Annotated in this window: 13 protein-coding genes; 10 read left to right on the forward strand and 3 right to left on the reverse strand. The window is 73.8% G+C overall.

The annotated features are described in order from the left end of the window. Positions 1-107: 107 nt before the first annotated feature. The 3 genes from C4U03_RS07925 to C4U03_RS07935 all read left to right on the forward strand — a co-directional run bounded on the left by C4U03_RS07925 (position 108) and on the right by C4U03_RS07935 (position 4,964). On the forward strand, positions 108-1,241 hold the full coding sequence (locus C4U03_RS07925; RefSeq protein ID WP_103937037.1) for an ATP-binding protein: 1,134 nt from the start codon (positions 108-110) through the stop codon (positions 1,239-1,241). Further along, on the forward strand, positions 1,241-3,637 hold the full coding sequence (locus C4U03_RS07930; protein ID WP_103937038.1) for a DUF5682 family protein: 2,397 nt from the start codon (positions 1,241-1,243) through the stop codon (positions 3,635-3,637). Before C4U03_RS07925 ends, C4U03_RS07930 begins: the two co-directional genes overlap by 1 nt. A gap of 199 nt (positions 3,638-3,836) precedes the next feature. Continuing rightward, positions 3,837-4,964, forward strand: coding sequence for a VWA domain-containing protein (locus tag C4U03_RS07935; RefSeq protein WP_200827168.1), 1,128 nt, complete (start codon positions 3,837-3,839; stop codon positions 4,962-4,964). 22 nt (positions 4,965-4,986) lie between these two features. Here the strand turns inward: C4U03_RS07935 and C4U03_RS41670 are convergent, their stop codons facing one another. Continuing rightward, positions 4,987-6,645, reverse strand: a complete 1,659-nt coding sequence (locus C4U03_RS41670) for a serine/threonine-protein kinase (protein WP_235017711.1) — start codon at positions 6,643-6,645, stop codon at positions 4,987-4,989. Positions 6,646-6,761: 116 nt separating this feature from the next. Between C4U03_RS41670 and C4U03_RS07945 the strand changes: the two genes are divergently transcribed. Beyond that, positions 6,762-7,808, forward strand: coding sequence for a DUF6777 domain-containing protein (locus tag C4U03_RS07945; protein ID WP_103937040.1), 1,047 nt, complete (start codon positions 6,762-6,764; stop codon positions 7,806-7,808). 166 nt (positions 7,809-7,974) lie between these two features. After that, the gene (locus C4U03_RS07950; RefSeq protein WP_103937041.1) at positions 7,975-9,000 is read left to right on the forward strand and encodes a cation diffusion facilitator family transporter; all 1,026 of its coding nucleotides are present in this window, start codon (positions 7,975-7,977) and stop codon (positions 8,998-9,000) included. 3 nt (positions 9,001-9,003) lie between these two features. On the opposite strand, the gene C4U03_RS07955 is transcribed toward C4U03_RS07950, so the two are convergent. Beyond that, positions 9,004-9,927, reverse strand: coding sequence for an alpha/beta hydrolase (locus C4U03_RS07955; protein ID WP_160146924.1), 924 nt, complete (start codon positions 9,925-9,927; stop codon positions 9,004-9,006). Between the two features lie 453 nt (positions 9,928-10,380). On the opposite strand from C4U03_RS07955, the gene C4U03_RS07960 reads away from it, so the two are divergent. The 4 genes from C4U03_RS07960 (at position 10,381) to C4U03_RS07975 (ending at position 14,110) form a co-directional block, all read left to right on the forward strand. Beyond that, complete coding sequence (locus C4U03_RS07960) at positions 10,381-11,313, forward strand: diacylglycerol/lipid kinase family protein (RefSeq protein WP_103937043.1); 933 nt, start codon at positions 10,381-10,383, stop codon at positions 11,311-11,313. Between the two features lie 153 nt (positions 11,314-11,466). Next, positions 11,467-12,921 (forward strand): flavin-containing monooxygenase, encoded by a 1,455-nt coding sequence (locus C4U03_RS07965; RefSeq protein ID WP_103937044.1) that lies wholly within the window; start codon positions 11,467-11,469, stop codon positions 12,919-12,921. Between the two features lie 9 nt (positions 12,922-12,930). After that, entirely contained in the window at positions 12,931-13,689 is a 759-nt protein-coding gene (locus C4U03_RS07970) for an SDR family NAD(P)-dependent oxidoreductase (protein ID WP_103937045.1), read from the forward strand. A 100-nt stretch (positions 13,690-13,789) separates the two neighbouring features. Beyond that, entirely contained in the window at positions 13,790-14,110 is a 321-nt protein-coding gene (locus C4U03_RS07975) for a GroES family chaperonin (protein ID WP_103937046.1), read from the forward strand. A 37-nt stretch (positions 14,111-14,147) separates the two neighbouring features. Here the strand turns inward: C4U03_RS07975 and C4U03_RS07980 are convergent, their stop codons facing one another. After that, positions 14,148-15,389: an endonuclease/exonuclease/phosphatase family protein gene (locus tag C4U03_RS07980; protein ID WP_103937047.1), complete on the reverse strand. Its 1,242-nt coding sequence runs from the start codon at positions 15,387-15,389 to the stop codon at positions 14,148-14,150. A 285-nt stretch (positions 15,390-15,674) separates the two neighbouring features. Here C4U03_RS07980 and C4U03_RS07985 point away from each other — a divergent pair, with 285 nt between their 5' ends. Then, complete coding sequence (locus C4U03_RS07985; protein WP_103937048.1) at positions 15,675-16,970, forward strand: ABC transporter substrate-binding protein; 1,296 nt, start codon at positions 15,675-15,677, stop codon at positions 16,968-16,970. Positions 16,971-16,975: the final 5 nt, after the last annotated feature.

Genomic DNA, 16,975 nt, shown 5'->3' on the forward strand with positions numbered 1-16,975 from the left:
TCGTGGCACGCATCGCCACCGGCCGCCCTGGCCGAGGCGACATGACCCAAGCGACATCGACCCAACCGACATGACCGAACCGACCCATGACGAAAGGACCGCCGTTCATGGCTGAAGCCGGGGGCCTGCGCTCCAGCGACCGGGCGGGCGCCGCGCCGTCCGAGGACACGGTGCTGCGGCCGCACGCCGAACAGCAGTTCGCCGACGAGCTGGCGCTGCTGGCCGAGCACGACGACCGGCCCCGGCCGTCCGGCTGGCGGCTGTCGCCCTGGGCGGTCACCACCTACCTGCTCGGCGGGACGCTGCCGGACGGCGGCGTGATCACTCCCAAGTACGTGGGGCCGCGCCGGCTGATGGAGGTGGCGGTGGCGACGCTGGCCACCGACCGGGCGCTGCTGCTGCTCGGTGTGCCCGGCACCGCCAAGACCTGGGTGTCGGAGCATCTGGCGGCGGCGGTGTGCGGCGACTCGACCCTGCTGGTGCAGGGCACCGCGGGCACCGCCGAGGAGGCCGTCCGCTACGGGTGGAACTACGCCCGGCTGCTCGCCGAGGGCCCCTCCGAGCAGGCCCTGGTGCCCAGCCCACTGATGCGGGCGATGCGGGAGGGCATGGTGGCCCGCGTCGAGGAGCTCACCCGGATGCCCAGTGACGTGCAGGACACGCTGATCACCATCCTGTCGGAGAAGACCCTGCCGGTGCCGGAGCTGGGCGCCGAGGTGCAGGCCCGCCGCGGCTTCACGGTGATCGCCACCGCCAACGACCGGGACCGGGGGGTCAACGAGCTGTCGTCGGCGCTGCGCCGGCGGTTCAACACGGTGGTGCTGCCGCTGCCGGCCAGTACCGACGAGGAGGTCGACATCGTGGCCCGGCGGGTCGAGCAGCTCGGCCGGTCGCTGGAGCTGCCGCAGGCCCCGGCCGGGCTGGAGGAGATCCGCCGGGTGGTGACGGTGTTCCGGGAGCTGCGCTCGGGGCTGACCGCCGACGGCCGTACCAAGCTCAAGTCGCCGTCGGGCACGCTGAGCACCGCCGAGGCCATCTCCGTGGTCACCAACGGGCTGGCGCTGGCCGCGCACTTCGGCGACGGGGTGCTGCGCGCCGCCGACGTGGCGGGCGGCATCGTCGGGGCGGTCGTCCAGGACCCGGCGTCGGACCGGGTGGTCTGGCAGGAGTACCTGGAGACCGTGGTCCGCGAGCGCGGTGAGTGGCGCGACTTCTACCGGGCCTGCCGCGAGGTCTCCTAGTGCCGCGGACGGAGATCTACGGAGTCCGGCACCACGGGCCCGGCTCGGCGCGCTCGCTGCGTCGGGCCCTGGAGGAGTTCAAGCCCGACGTCGTGCTGATCGAGGGACCGCCCGAGGCCGACGTGATCGTGGAGCTGGCCGCCGATCCGGGCATGGTCCCCCCGGTGGCACTGCTGGCCTACCCGGCGGACACCGCCGCCAGGACCGCGCCCGGCGGCGAGCCGGACGCACCCGGCCGGCGCGCCGCGTTCTGGCCGTTCGCCGAGTTCAGCCCCGAGTGGCAGGCGATCCGCCACGCCGTGGAGACGGGCGTGCCCGTCCGCTTCTGCGACCTGCCCGCCGCCCACCAGCTCGCCGACCCCGCGGAGCCCGCGGCCGCAGCCGCGCCCGAACCGACCGAGCCGGACGGCGATGAGACCGAGCGGATTCGGCTGGATCCGCTCGGGTGGCTGGCCCAAGTGGCGGGTTACGACGACGCCGAACGCTGGTGGGAGGACGTCGTCGAGCACCGAGGGGAGGGCCCCTCGCCGTTCCCGGCGATCGCCGAGGCGATGACCACGCTGCGCGAGGACCTGGAGGCGCGGCCGCTCCAGGGCGGTCACGCCGTCCCGGAGGCGTACGCCAGGCGCGAGCGGCAGCGCGAGGCGTACATGCGGCGGACGCTGCGGCGCACCCTCAAGGAGGGGTACGAGCGGGTCGCGGTGGTCTGCGGAGCCTGGCACGTCCCCGCGCTGCGGGCGGCCGTCCCGGTGGGCCAGGACGACCGGACGCTGCGCGGCCTGCCCAAGGAGAAGGTGGCGCTGACCTGGGTGCCGTGGACGCATGGCCGGCTGGCGCACTGGTCGGGCTATGGGGCGGGGGTGCGTTCCCCCGGCTGGTACCACCATCTGTTCACCTCGCCGGACCGGCCGATCGAGCGGTGGCTGACCGCGGCGGCCCGGCTGCTGCGGGAGGAGGACCTGCATGTGTCCTCGGCGCATGTCATCGAGGCCGTCCGGCTGGCCGAGGCCCTGGCCGCGCTGCGCGACCGGCCGCTGGCCGGGCTGGAGGAGGTCACCGAGGCCACCCGTGCCGTGCTGTGCGAGGGCGCCGAGGCGCCGCTGGCACTGATCCGGCACCGGATGGCGGTGGGCGAGCGACTGGGGACCGTTCCCGACAGCACGCCCATGGTGCCGCTGCAGCGCGACCTGCAGGCCGAGCAGCGCCGGGTGCGGCTCAAGCCGTCGGCGCTGGCCAAGGAGCACGATCTCGACCTGCGCAAGCCCCTGGACCTGGAACGCAGCCGCCTGCTGCACCGGCTGCGGCTGCTGGACGTGGCCTGGGGCGAGCCCGGGCCGGGCGGCGGCCGGTCCAAGGGCACGTTCCGGGAGACCTGGACGCTGACGTGGCGGCCGGAGTTCGACGTCGAGTTGATCGAGGCCGGGGTGTGGGGCACCACGGTGCTCGGCGCGGCCGACGCGCGGGCGCGGGCGCTGGCAGCCGAGACCGCCACGCTGGCGGACCTCACCTCGCTCGCCGAGCGCTGCCTGCTGGCCGATCTCGGCGACGCGCTGCCGGCGGTGATGCGCTCGCTGGCCGACCTGGCCGCCACCGACGTGGACGTACTCCATCTGATGGCGGCGCTGCCGGCGCTGGTGCGAGCACTGCGGTACGGGGACGTGCGGGGCACCCCGACCGGCCCACTGCGGACGGTGGTGGACGGGCTGGTCGTGCGGATCTGCGTGGGCCTGCCACCGGCCGCGTCCGGCCTCGACGACGACGCCGCCCGCGACCTGCTGCGGCACATCGACGCCGTGCACGAGTCCCTGACCCTGCTGGCCTCCGCCCCGGCACCGGCAGCCGCCCCACTCGGCCGGGACGCACCGGCTGAGAGCCGCCCGGTGGCGCGTCCCGGCCAGGAGGAGGCCGCCTCCGACCATGTGAACCGCTGGCAGAACACCCTCGCCGGGCTGCTGGACCGGCCCGGACTGCACGGACTGGTGGAAGGACGACTGACCCGCCTGCTGCACGACACCGGGCGGCTGGACGATGTCGCCGACCGGATGGCACGGGCAGTGTCGATCGGCCACGTCGGGCACGAACCCGCCCGCGCCGCCGCGTGGATCGAGGGCTTCCTGTCCGGCGGCGGGCTCGTCCTCGTCCACGACGAGGCACTGCTGCGCCTGGTGGACGGCTGGATCACCGGGCTGTCCGCCGACTCGTTCACCGACGTGCTGCCGTTGCTGCGCCGCACGTTCGGCCAGTACGCGGCACCGGAACGACGCGCCATCGGCGAGCAGGCCCGCAGGCTGGGCACCACCGCCCCCTCCCGCCCGGCCGACGACGAGGACCTCGACCTCGCGCGGGCCCTCCCGGCCACCCGGACGGTCGCGCAGATCCTCGGGCGGCCCGTATGAACACCGCCCGGCGGCTCCCACAGCGGTGGACAGTGCTCGGGGACGGTGACGGGACCGGTGGTTGGTCAGACGCGGATGGCCTCGTGGGTTTCCGGGCGGTCCACCGCATGACGTATTGCCCGGACGACATCTCAAGATTCAGGACGGCGCGGGAGGCGAGGATCGCGTGAACGACGACGAGCGGCTCAGGCGCTGGCGGATGGTGCTCGGGGACGGCGACGGCACCGGGGTGCGGCTGGAGGGGAACGACGTCCGGATGGACGCGGCCCTGGAGGCGCTCTACGGCCAAGGGTCCGGGGACGACCGGGGATCCAGGGGCGGCCGGGGGCGGCGGGGCGGGCTGGGCGAGTCCGCGCCGAACGTGGCGCGGTGGCTCGGGGACATCCGCTCCTACTTCCCCTCCACGGTCGTCCAGGTGATGCAGAAGGACGCGATCGAACGGCTCGACCTGACCCGGCTGCTGCTGGAGCCGGAGATGCTGAAGGCCGTGGAACCCGACGTGCACCTGGTCGGCACGCTGCTGTCGCTGAACCAGGTCATGCCCGAGCGAGTCAAGGACTCGGCGCGGGCCGTGGTCCGCAAGGTCGTCCGCGAACTGGAGAGCCGGCTGACCCAGCGCACCAAGTCGGCGGTGGCCGGCGCGCTGGACCGGTCGGCGCGCGTCCAGCGGCCCCGGCGCCCGTCCGACGTGGACTGGCACCGGACGATCCGCGCCAACCTACGGCACTATCTGCCCGACCGGCGCACCGTCGTCCCGGAACGGCTGGTCGGGTACGGGCGCAGACAGCAGGCCGTCCGGCGGGACGTGGTGCTGTGCATCGACCAGAGCGGCTCGATGGCCGCCTCGGTGGTGTACGCGAGCGTATTCGGGGCGGTGCTGGCGTCGATGCGGGCGCTGCGGACCTCGCTGGTGGTCTTCGACACCGCCGTGGTGGACCTCACCGACCGGTCGCACGATCCGGTGGAGGTACTGTTCGGCACCCGGCTCGGCGGCGGCACCGACATCAACCGGGCCGTCGCCTACTGCCAGGGCCTCATCACCCGCCCCGCCGACTCGATCCTCATCCTGATCAGCGACCTGTACGAGGGCGGGCTCCGCGACGAGATGCTGCGGCGGGTGGCGGCGCTGACCACGGCGGGCGTGCAGGTGGTCGTGCTGCTGGCGCTGTCGGACGAGGGCGCCCCGGCCTACGACCACGACAACGCCGCCGCCCTCGCCGCGCTGGGCGTCCCGGCGTTCGCGTGCACCCCGGACGCCTTCCCCGACCTGATGGCCGCCGCGATCGAACGCCGCGACCTCGGGGACTGGGCCGGACGGCGGACCTGAGCCCGCCGTCCGCCGTGCGCCGTCAGCGCAGGGGGGCGCGGCGCAGCGCGTGCGCCAGGAGGGCGACCATCGCCAGCGTGACGGCGACGTGGAACAGGTACGCCTGCGTCTGGGAGTCGCGGCCGAGTTCGGCCTGGAGTTCGACCGCGCCCCAGACCGCCCACAGCGCCTCCCGGGCCACCCGCAGGCCGATCACCGTCCGTACGGCGGCCCGGCCGCCGCGCCAGGCCACCGCGGCGGCCACGATCGTGACCATCGACAGCAGCGTGAAGATCCCGGCGGCGGCGACGAACACCGGCCGTCCCCCGCTCAGCGACGGGGCCGCGACCAGGATCCCCAGCGCGGCGATGTCCAGCACCGACAGCAGCACCGCCAGGACCAGCCCCGCCACCAGCGACGGCGTCCGCCGCAGCACCCGCCGTCCCCCGGCCGTCCGGCCGGCGGCCTGCCCGGGATACCGGTCCGCCGCCGCGTCCCGGCGCCCCTGACCGGAGCCGCCGGACGCCCCCGGGCCGAACGCCCCGTACGGACCGTGATCGGCCGACCGGTCGAACCCGGCCGTCGCGTCGAGCCCACTCCGCCCATCGGGCTGGTACGGCCCGGCGGGACCGGCCCTCCCGCCCGATGAGAGCACACCGGCACCCTCGGCCCGCCCGGCCGATGAGGACACACCAGCATCCCCGGCCCGCCCGGCCGATGAGGGCATACCGGCGCCCCCGGCCCTCCCGGCCGCATCGAAATGCGCCGGCCCTCGCACGGAAGAACCCGGGCCACGCCTCGCCCCGGCCCAGGTCTCCGTCCCCTGGTCCTGGGCCGGCGGAGCGGCCGGCGGAGCGGCCGGCGGGGTCGCCGGGCCGGCCGGGAGCGGCGCGGGCTCGCCGTCGCCGAGGAGGCGGAGCAGGGCCTGTTCGGCGGTCGGGCGGTTCTGCGGGTCCTTGGCCAGGCAGTCGGAGACGACCGGGGCGATCTGCGGGGGCAGCCCGGACAGGTCCGGGTCCTCGTGCAGAATCCGGTACATCACGGTGGGCAGCGGGCCGCCGCCGAAGGGGTCGCGGCCAGTGGCGGCGAAGACCATGGTGACGCCCCAGGCGAACAGGTCGGCCGCCGGGCCGATCACGCCGCCGGCGAACTGCTCGGGCGCCATGTAGGCGGGGCTGCCGAGGACCTGGCTGGTCTGGGTGGCGCCGGTGTCCAGCGCCCGAGCGATCCCGAAGTCGATCACGCGGGGGCCGTCCGGCCCGATCAGCACGTTGTGCGGCTTGAAGTCGCGGTGCACCACGCCCGCCCGGTGGATGGCGGCCAGCGCGGTGACCGACCCGATGGCCAGCCGGTCCAGGTCGGCCCCGGTGCGCGGCCCGTGCCGGGCGACCAGGTCCCGCAGCGACGGTCCGGGCACGTACTCGCTGACGATGTAGGGGTGGTCGCCGGCCATGTCGGCCTCCAGCATCTGCGCGGTGCAAAAGCCCGCGACCCGCCGCAGGACCGACAGTTCCCGGACGAAACGGGCGCGTGCCCGGACATCGGCCAGCAGCCGTGCGTGCAGCAGTTTGATCGCCACCTGGGGACCGGCCGGACGGCGGCCGAGATAGACGGTCCCCTGCCCGCCGGCGCCCAGCCGCCCGATCAGTTCGTAACCGCCCAACCGCCGCGGATCGCCCGGCTCGAGGGGGAGGTGGATCACCAGCGCTCCTTCCAGCCGGGAAACCGATGGCAAATCGACACCCGTTTCCCAGCACAAATCGCTGTGCCCAGGCATCAAAGACTATAGGAAGTGCGCGACCAGGGCTGGAGGAGCCGATGTCAGAGACCAATTCCGGATCATCCGGAATCGCCGGGCATATCGTCCGGCGCGCCCGGCCGCCGCGGCGCGGCACGGCGATCGTGGCCGCCGTGGCGGCCGCGGCCGGAGGCCTGGCCGGCTGTGGCGGCGCCGCGGCGGCCACGATCACCCGACTGGCCGTCGGCGCGCCCGGCCCGGACGCGTACACGCTGGTCGCCAACACCGACAGCGCGGGGACCACCCCCCGGCGGCGGGCCGGCGGGCAGGCCGAGGGCGACACCCCGGGGCTGTACGGGGGCACCCGTAACGTGGCCACCTGCGACCCGGCCAAACTGCTGGCATTCCTGCGCTCGCATCCGGCCAAGGCGAAGGCGTGGGCCGCGGTGCACCGGATCAAGGTCGCCGATCTTCCCCGTTACGTCGGCCGGCTCACTCCGGTGATCTTGCGCGTGGATACGCTGGTCACCAATCACGGATATCGGGCCGGCCGGGCGACGAGCCTTCCCGCCGTTCTGCAGGCCGGGGTGGCCGTACTGGTAGACGAATACGGCAAACCGGTGGTCAAATGCAATTGCGGAAATCCGCTCACCGGCCCGGACCGGGAAATCGATCCCCGCGACGCGAAGTACACCGGATCTTCGTGGCGGGGGTTCAGCGACCGCAAGGTGACGACCATCAGGCCGCGCGCCCGGGGCAAGGGCGCGCTGTCGTCCATCACGCTGGTCAACCCTGGCGCCACGATGTCGTTCAACCGGCCGCTGGGCACCACGGGCGAGCAGGACGGGCCGCCGGCCGCGCTGCCGCCGGGCGAGAGCGCGAGCCCCACGGGCGGGCCGACGCAGGAGCCGTCGCCGACCGGCGTCCCGACCGACGCCCCCTACAGCCCGGGGCCGGGGGACGGCGGGCCCACCCCGGAGCCGGGGATCACGGAGCCGGGCACCGGGCCGGGCGAGCCGGGCACCGGTGACGGCCGGCCGGAGGCGCCCGCGGAGCCGACGCCCAACGGGTACGCCTCCAGCCCGCCGCCCGAGGCCGCGGACGGGCCTGGCGGCGTCTCCCCGTGATCGGCGGCGGACCCGGCCCACGGGCGTCGGGGCCACGCCACCCCACGGAGGACCAGCCCCGCCGCCAGTCCGGGACGGCGGCACGTTCATCGCCGAGCGTGCCGCCTTTCCGGTTCCGGGACCCGCGGGGAAGGCGGCGCGGGAATCCGGCGCCGGAGTGCGCAGCATGCTGATCGGGAGGCGGGGATTGGGCGCAGGGCACGGTCACGGACACGGGCACGGGCACGTCGTCTCGGCGGCGACTGACCGGCGGCGGCTGGCCGGCGCGCTGGCGCTGATCGTCGCTCTCCTGGCGGTCGAGGTGGCCGTCGGGCTGGCCGCCCGGTCGCTGGCGCTGCTGTCCGACGCCGCGCATCTGCTCACCGACGTGCTCGCCCTCGTACTGGCGCTGATCGCCATGCGGATCGCGGCACGCCCGCCGCAGGGCGGCTACACCTACGGACTGCGCCGGGCGGAGATCCTGTCGGCGCAGCTGAACGGGCTGACGCTGATCCTGCTGGCGGTCTGCCTCGGGCACGAGAGCGTCCACCGGCTGCTCGATCCCCCGGTGGTGGACGGCATGCTGGTGTTCTGGACCTCCCTCGGCGGGATCGGCGTCAACCTGGCCGCCGCCTGGCTGCTGAGCCGGGCCGACCGCGGCAGCCTGAACGTCGAGGGCGCCTTCCAGCACGTCCTCAACGACCTGTACGCGTTCGTCTCCACCGCCGTCGCCGGCCTGGTGGTGTGGACGACCGGCTTCGCCCGCGCCGACGTGGTCGCCTCGCTGGTGGTGGCCGGGCTGATGGCCATGGCCGGGTACGGGCTGCTGCGCGACGCCGGGCGAGTGCTGATGGAGGCCGCTCCGGCCGGGATCGACCCCGCCGAGGTCGGCGCACGGATGGTCGGCCGGACCTGCGTGCAGGAGGTCCATGACCTGCACGTGTGGGAGGTGACCTCCGGTTACCCGGCGCTGTCGGCGCATGTGCTGGTCGAGCCCGGCGGGGACTGCCACGCCGTCCGCCGCGACCTGCGGCGGATGCTCGCGGACTCGTACGGGATCACGCACGCCACGCTGGAGGTGGACCACGTGGACGGCACCGGGCCGCCGTGGGACGGGCGGGACCACTGCGCGGGCGCCCACGGTCCCCGCCATGTCCCCACGGCCGTCCCCCGGCCCCGCCCCCGTCCGGACGGCACCTCCTGCGGGCACTGAGGCTCAGCTGATCTCGGCCAGCAGCAGGGGCAGCGCCGCACGCAGTTCACGTTCCCAGCGGTCCCAGGAGCGGGGGCCCTCGTACAGGTGGACGGTGGCGGGGATGCCCAGCCTCCTGAGCCTGCCCGCCAGTCGGCCGGTGCCCTTGCGGGCCAGCGCCTCGACCGGGTCGCCGTCCCCCGCGCTGAGGTACAGCCGCACACCGGCCAGCCGGACGGCCAGGTCGTAGGGATTGTGCCGCCGCCAGACCGCCCGCTGCCCGACCGGGTCGCCCCAGATCCGCCGCCAGTCGACACCGGGGCAGCCGGTCTCGGCGACGAGCCGGACGAGGTCGGCGCCGTCCAGCCCGGCGGGGTCGGCGCGCAGCAGGTCCAGCGGCCCGCTGAACGAGGCGGCGGCGCGGAACAGGCCGTGGTGGCGGGCCGCGTAGGCCAGCGCTCCCCTGCCGCCGGTCGAGACCCCGGCGACGGCGCGCTCGGGCCCCGCCCGGTACCCGCGGTCCAGGATCTGCCGCAGTTCGGACAGGTGGAAGGTCTCCCAGCGCGGGGCGCCGCCGTGGCCGTGGTTCCACCAGTCGGTGTGGTCGCCGCACCGGCCGCCGTCCGGCATCACGACCAGCACGTCGAGATCGCGGGTCAGGTGCTCGATCCGCGTGCCGGACGTCCAGGCGGTGTGGCCGGACGTGCCTCCGGCGGTGGCCGGGCCGCCGTGCAGCAGCCACAGGGTGGGCCACGTGCGGCGGGCCGTCGGCGACCAGCCCCGCGGGAGCAGCAGCCTGGCCCGCCCCACCTCGTTGAGGACGGGTGAGCGGATCGCCAGGTCCAGGGTGCGCGGGGCGCGGAACCACGTCCCGACGATGACGGCCCCGTCGTCGGCCCGGATCCCGTAGCCGTCGTCCGGCTCGCGCTCCGGGTCCGGTGCGGACATCATCGGATCCCCGCCTGCCCCCTCGGGGCCTGTCGCTCCTTCGGGGCCCTCAGGGCCTTCGGGGCCTGCCGGTCCCCGGGGGCCGCCGGGCGCGATGACCCACGCGGTGGAACGTGCCAAGCCCATCGCCGCCAAAGCGCCCGCCATGGCGAGCGTGCCGGTGCAGGCCAGCGCACGGCCGGCCACTGCCGTCGCGCCCGCCGCGGCTCTCCCGCCAGGCCGTTTCCGCCGCCGCATTCTCCCTGGTCACTCCCTCATGCTCACTACGGAGTGTGCCCTGGGTCATCGGGAAGCCAACGGGGAGATATGCACTTATAAAATGCAAAAGTCCGATCGCGACCGGAGCCGGGAGGCCCCGGCCGGGACGCCCGTGGCACCAGGCGGGCCGCCTGGGCGCGGGGGACACCATGGCACAGGCACCGGCGGCGGTGGGACGGGAGCGGATCCGGCGGCATGCGGAGCAAACAGGACCTGGAGGCCGCGATCCGCGGCCAGGGCCGGGCGGCACTGGTGGTCAACGCCCGTTCGCGGCGCGGCCGCAGGCTGTTCGTCAAGGCCCGGCGGCTGCTGACGGAGGCGGGCCTGACCTTCGCGGAGGTGCATCCGGTCACCGATCCGGCCCGGCTGCCGGACGTGCTGGGCGAGGTGCTCGACCGCAGGCCCGAGCTGGTCGTGGTGGGCGGCGGGGACGGCACGATCGCCGAGGCGGTCAGCCATCTGGCCCAGCGCGACGTGGCGCTGGGGGTGCTGCCGCTGGGCACCACCAACAACTTCGCCCGCAGCCTGGAGCTGCCGGTGAACCTGGCCGGGGCGGTCCGGGTGCTGCGCGAGGGCAAGGTCGCCGACGTGGACGTCGGTTTCGTGGCCGGCAAGGTGTTCGCCAACATGGTCAGCATCGGCCTGTCGGTGGCGGTGGCCGAGCAGGTGCCGCACGAGCTCAAGCGCCGGATCGGCCGGGCCGCCTACGGGGTGACCGCCGCCCGGCTGATGCTGCGGCACCGCCCGTTCAAGGCCACTGTCGAGGTGAACGGCAAGACCTACGAGATGGTCACCCACCAGCTCAACATTGCCAACGGCAGCCACCACAGCGGGCGGCTCTTCGCCGCGGACGCCAGCCCCGACGACCGGCTGCTGAACGTCTACCGGTTCGGCGACCGCTCCCGGCTGCGGCTGGCCGCCGACACCGTGGCGCACATGCTGGCCGGGCCGCGGCGGCGGCTGGCCGACGACATGTTCCTCAACACCAGCCGGGAGGTACGGGTCTCCACCGATCCGCCGCTGGACATCGACGTGGACGGGGAGATCCGCGGGCGCACCCCGGTCACCGTCGGCCTGCTGCCCAACGCCCTGCGCGTCATGGTTCCCCAGACCTTCGAGGACACCTGAGCCGGCCCCCAGACCTTCGAGGACACCTGAGTCCCCGTCCGGGAGCGGCGGGCGGCCGTTGACAGGACCGCCGGTAAGTGACCTACTAGTCAGCTAGGGACACGACGGCGGGCCCACCCGGGCGGCGGGCCGCGCGGGACGAGCGGACGGCCGATGAAATCTTCGTACGAGGTCGCGATCATCGGGAGTGGGTTCGGCGGGCTGGGCATGGCGATCCGGCTCAAGCAGGCCGGCGTGCACGACCTGACCGTGCTGGAGAAGGCCGGCGACCTCGGCGGGACCTGGCGCGACAACACCTATCCCGGCGCCGCCTGCGACATCCCCTCGCACCTGTACTCGTTCTCCTTCGAGCCCAAGACCGACTGGGCCCGCCGCTACGCGACGCAGCCGGAGATCCTGGACTACCTGCGGCACTGCGCACGCAAGTACGGGGTGCTGCCGCACATCCGGTTCGGCACCGAGGTCACCGAGGCGCGCTTCGACTCCGACGCGGGGATCTGGCGGATCTCCACCACCGGCGGAGAGCTGACCGCCAGGGTCCTGATCTCCGCGTGCGGCCAGCTCAACCGCCCGTCGCTGCCGGACATCCCCGGACGGGACGCCTTCGCGGGAATCTCCTTCCACTCCGCGCGCTGGGACCACTCCGCCGAGCTCGACGGCAAGCGCGTCGCGGTCGTCGGCACCGGGGCCAGCGCGATCCAGTTCGTGCCCGAGCTGGCCGGACGGGTCGAGCGGCTGTACCTGTTCCAGCGCTCGGCCCCGTACGTCATCGACAAGACCGACCGGGCCTACACCCGCCTGGGGCGGGGGCTGCTGAAGGCCGTCCCCGGCTGGTATCCGCTGAACAGGGCCACGCTCTACGCGCTGTTTGAGGCGCGGGCGCTCGGGTTCGTCAAGTACCCGGCGCTGATGGCCCCGGTCGTGCGGCGGTTCCAGAAGAACCTGCACGCCCACGTCCTCGATCCGGCGCTCCGCGAGGCGCTCACCCCCGACTACCCCATGGGGTGCAAGCGCATCCTCATCTCCGACGACTACTATCCGGCGCTGACCAGGCCGCACGTCGAGCTGGTCACCGAACCGATCGAGCGCGTCACCGCGCAGGGCGTGCGCACCCGGGACGGCACCGAGCGGCGGGTCGACACGATCGTCTACGGCACCGGCTTCCGCACCGGCGACTTCCTGGCCCCCATGAAGGTCGTCGGCCCGGACGGCCGGGAGCTGAACGAGACCTGGCGGGACGGCGCGTCCGCCCATCTGGGCATCACCGTCAGCGGCTTCCCCAACCTGTTCCTGCTGTACGGCCCGTACACCAACCTGGGGCACAACTCGATCATCTACATGCTGGAGTCGCAGATCCGCTACGTGCTGGGCTGCCTGCAGGCGATGCGGCGGACCGGGCTGCGCTGGATCGACGTGCGCCCGGAGGTCCAGGAGGCGTTCGAGGCGCGGATGCGCCGGCGGATGCGCGAGACCGTCTGGGAGCAGGGCTGCCACAGCTGGTACATGACCGAGGACGGCAAGGTCGTCAACAACTGGCCGGGGTTCACCTTCACCTACCGCAACGCGACACGCCGCCCCGATCCCCGGCATTTCCGCGCGCGGCGTTAGGTTGGGGACATGCCGACCGCTCTGATCACCGGCGCCACCGCGGGGCTCGGCGCGGGCTTCGCCCGCCGCCTGGCCTCCGACGGCTTCGACCTGGTGCTGATCGCCCGCGACATCGAACGCCTGGACCGCACGGCCGCCGACCTGCGCGGCCGGTACGGGGTCGCCGTGGAGACGCTGCCGGCCGACCTGGCCACCGACGAGGGGCTGGCGGCCGCCGAGGACCGCGCGGGCAAGGGCGTCGACCTGCTGGTCAACAACGCCGGGTTCGGGCAGCGGGGCGTCTACCTGAACGTGCCGGTCGCCGACGAGGTGAGGATGCTGCGGGTGCACTGCGAGGCGGTGCTGCGGCTGACCTCGGCCGCCCTGCCGGGCATGCTGGAGCGCGGCCGGGGCGGCGTCATCAACGTGGCGTCGGTGGCGGCGTTCTTCTCCCGGGGCACCTACGGCGCCTCCAAGGCGTGGGTGGTGTCGTTCAGCCAGGCCGTGATGCGCGATCTCGGCGGCCGGGGCGTGTACGTCATGGCGCTGTGCCCGGGGTTCGTGCGCACCGAGTTCCACGAGCGGGCGGGCATGAACGTCTCCGGCATCCCCGGCTTCATGTGGCTCGACCAGGACCTGGTGATCGACACGGCGCTGCGGGACCTGCGGCGCGGGGTCCAGGTGAGCGTGCCGGGGGCGCGGTACAAGGCCATCGTCGGGCTGGGCGGGCTGGTGCCGCGGGCGCTGGCCGACCGGCTGTCCTCGCGCGCCGGCCGCCGCTTCGACTGACCTCCACTGACCGCCTCCGCCCGCAGCGATCTCTGGGGCGGCGGGCGGGTCCGGGCGCGACCTTTACTGCTCATGGCCGATGCTCGACTAAGCTCAGAGCGTGTCCGAGCCGAAGTTCGAAGTCCAGATGCTGCACGACCGTGTGATGATCAAGGTCGAGCAGGAGTCCGGAGAGCGTCGCAGCAGCGGGGGCATCGTCATCCCGGCCACGGTGCAGCAGTCCAACCGCCTCGCCTGGGGCGAGGTGTGCGGTGTCGGGCATCACGTGCGGACCGTCAAGGTCGGCGACCGGGTGCTGTTCCACCCCGACGACCAGTACGAGGTGGAGATCCAGGGGCAGGAGTACCTGGTGATGCGCGAACGGGACCTGCACGCGATCGCCAGCGAGCGTCCCGAGCACGGCACCGGCCTGTACCTGTAGGTACTTGTAGGCCCCCGCCCCCGGATCCCGGCGACGCTCAGCCGCGTACGTCCAGCCAGACCAGGCGGTGGTCGGAGCCGGGGAACGGGAAGACGCCGGTGAGCCGGGACAGCGGGTCGGCCGCCACCGGCCAGAAGACCCCGCCGCGCACCGGCCGCAGCCGCCGAGACGGCAGCACGTAGTCCACCCGCAGGTTGCCCGGCGCCCCGTCGGCGAAGTCGGCCGTGTCGTGCGCCGGGTCGCCCCGGTGGGCGGCGTTGGCGCCGCCCTGCAGGGCGGCGGCCTCGGGCGCGCCGGCGCTGGTGGGTATCACGGAGGCGTCCACCCGAGGGTGTTCCAGCAACCGGTTCACGGCGCCGTTCACGCTGTCGCCGTCCAGCGGGTCGGCGTTCTGGTCCCCGGCGATCACGAACGCGGCGCCCGGGGCGAGCCCGCCGCGCCGCCCGCGGTCGTCGTAGATGTAACGGGCCGCCTTCCCGCCGCGCACGTAGTCGGCCCACAGCCGGATCTCGTCGTGGTTGCGGCGGCCGTTGCGGTCCTCGGGCCCGTCGAAGGTGGGCGGGGTGGGGTGGCTGACCAGGAAGTGCACGGTACGGCCGCCGACCTTGACCGGCACGTCCCAGTGGCTCTTGGACGACAGCCGGACGGCGTCCAGTTCGGCGGGCGAGTACCAGTCGGCCGGGGCGGAGGTCGCCGGGTCGTCGGGCAGCAGCGCGCCCGGCATGTCCTTCCACCGGAACTTCTGGAACGTGCGGATCCGGCGTTCGTCGATCGGATACCGCGAGTAGACGGCCATGCCGTACTGGCCGGGGAAGGCCCCGAAGCCGTAGGCGTCGTCGCCGTAGCCGGCCTCGCCCGGCCGGGTGACCACCTTCCCGTCGTTGTTGAGGTCGAGGCCGGAGGCGATGCCGGTGTTGCTGGGCGCGGTATAGCGGTACCGGTAGCCGATGGGCGCGGCCCCGTTCTGACCGACCGACAGGTAGTTGTCCTGGAACAGCCGGGCTGCCCGGCCCTCGGCGTCGAAGTCGAACTCGTTGATGAGGAGCACGTCCGGCCGGGTGCGCTGGACGGTCTCGGCGATGGTACGCGCCTGGGCGTTGCCCGGGGTGGACAGGTCCGCCACCAGCGCGCCCTCGGCGTTGCGGTTGAGCGAGGCGTTGAACGTCGCGAACCGCACCTGCCGGTGGCCGCCGTCGGCCAGGGCCGGGACGGCGGTGACGGCGGCGAGCGCGAGCCCGGCGCCGGCGACCGAGACGGCGCGAAGTCCGGTGTGTCTCATGGATGACTCCTCATCGAGCGGTGCCGCGATGATCGTGACACGTTCCCCGTGTCGGGCGAACGCCCTGGGGGCAACGGTGCGGCAACGGGTCGGTGAGCAGTCCGGTCCGGCGGGGATGTAGCCGTTCACAGTCCCGCCTCCCGCCCGTGGCGAGCGCGGAGGACTGTCCTTGTGTTATGAGATGGTTCTCATGTAACGCTTGTGACGGGTGTCACTACCCCGCACACTTTCCCCATCGGCCGGGCGGCCCTGGCCGATGGCCACCCCGGGTGCTTGGAGAAGGTCATGCCGCGCGCGTCCCGCCTCGTTTCCGCCGTCGCCGTGCTCGCCCTGGGCCTGTCGGCCTGCGGCGGCTCGTCCGGCGGCCCGGCGACCGCCGCGCCCGGCGCCCCGGGGGTGACCAAGGAGCCCTGCCCCGAGGCGATCGACAAGAGCAAGGGGTGCATCTACCTGGGGGCCATCTCCGACCTGACCTCGGGACCGTTCCACGAGCTGGGGGCGCCGCTGACCAGGGCGCAGCAGGCGTTCTGGCGGCGGGTCAACCTGCAGGGCGGCATCGGCGGCTACGAGGTCGACCTGACCAGGCACGTGGTGGACAGCAGGTACGACCCCGCCACCCACCAGCGCCTGTACCGGCAGATGAAAGACAAGGTGCTGGCGCTGGCGCAGACCCTCGGCTCGCCCACGACCGCCCGGATCCTGCCGGAGCTGCGGGCCGACAAGATGGTGGCGGCGCCGGCCTCATGGGTCTCCGCCTGGGAGTTCGAGGACGTGATCTTGGAGTCGGGCACCAACTACTGCTTCGAGTCGATGAACGCGGTGGACTACGCCGTCGACACCTGGAAGTCCAAGAGCATGCTGGTCGTGCACTACGACAACGACTACGGGGCCGACTCGCTCGGCGGGGCCCGGATCGCCGCCGAGCGCAACGAGATCGCGTTCAAGACCGTCGCCACCGCCCCCGGGGCCGAGCGGCAGTCGGCCGCCGTCGCCGCGATCCTGGCGGACAAGCCCGACCTGGTGCTGCTGACGGTCGGACCCGCCGACGTCGGCGCCATCCTCGCCCAGACCTCCCGCGCGGGCTACCAGGGCCGTTTCATCGGCAACACCCCCGCCTGGAGCAAGGCCCTCCTGGAGGGCGAGGACACCGAGCGCATCGCGGCCGTCAAGAAGCAGTTCGTCTACGTCTCGCCCTGGAAGGCGTTCGCCACCGACTCCCCCGGCCACACCGCCATGCGCCGGGCGCTGGGGGCGGTGCGGCCCAACGACAACTACACCTCCGGCTGGGTGTGGTCGTATCCGCTCAAGGCGGTGATCCAGCGGGCCGCCGCCAACGGCGACCTCACCCGCGACGGGATGCTGAAGGCCGTCCGGCAGGTCACCCGCATCGACTACGAGGGCATGCTGCCCGCCCAGGCCGGCGACTTCTCCGGCGACCCCGACAGCGCGGCCTTCCGGGGCACGGTGTTCAACGTCCCCGACCCCGGGGAGCTGACCGGCGTGCGGGTGGCCCGGGACTTCTTCACCGGCCCGTCCGCGCGCGGCCACAAGCTCACCGTCCCCTGCTCGCAGGCGTCCTGAGCGGC

Source organism: Thermomonospora echinospora, assembly GCF_900108175.1.
Taxonomy (GTDB): Bacteria; Actinomycetota; Actinomycetes; order Streptosporangiales; family Streptosporangiaceae; genus Thermomonospora; species Thermomonospora echinospora.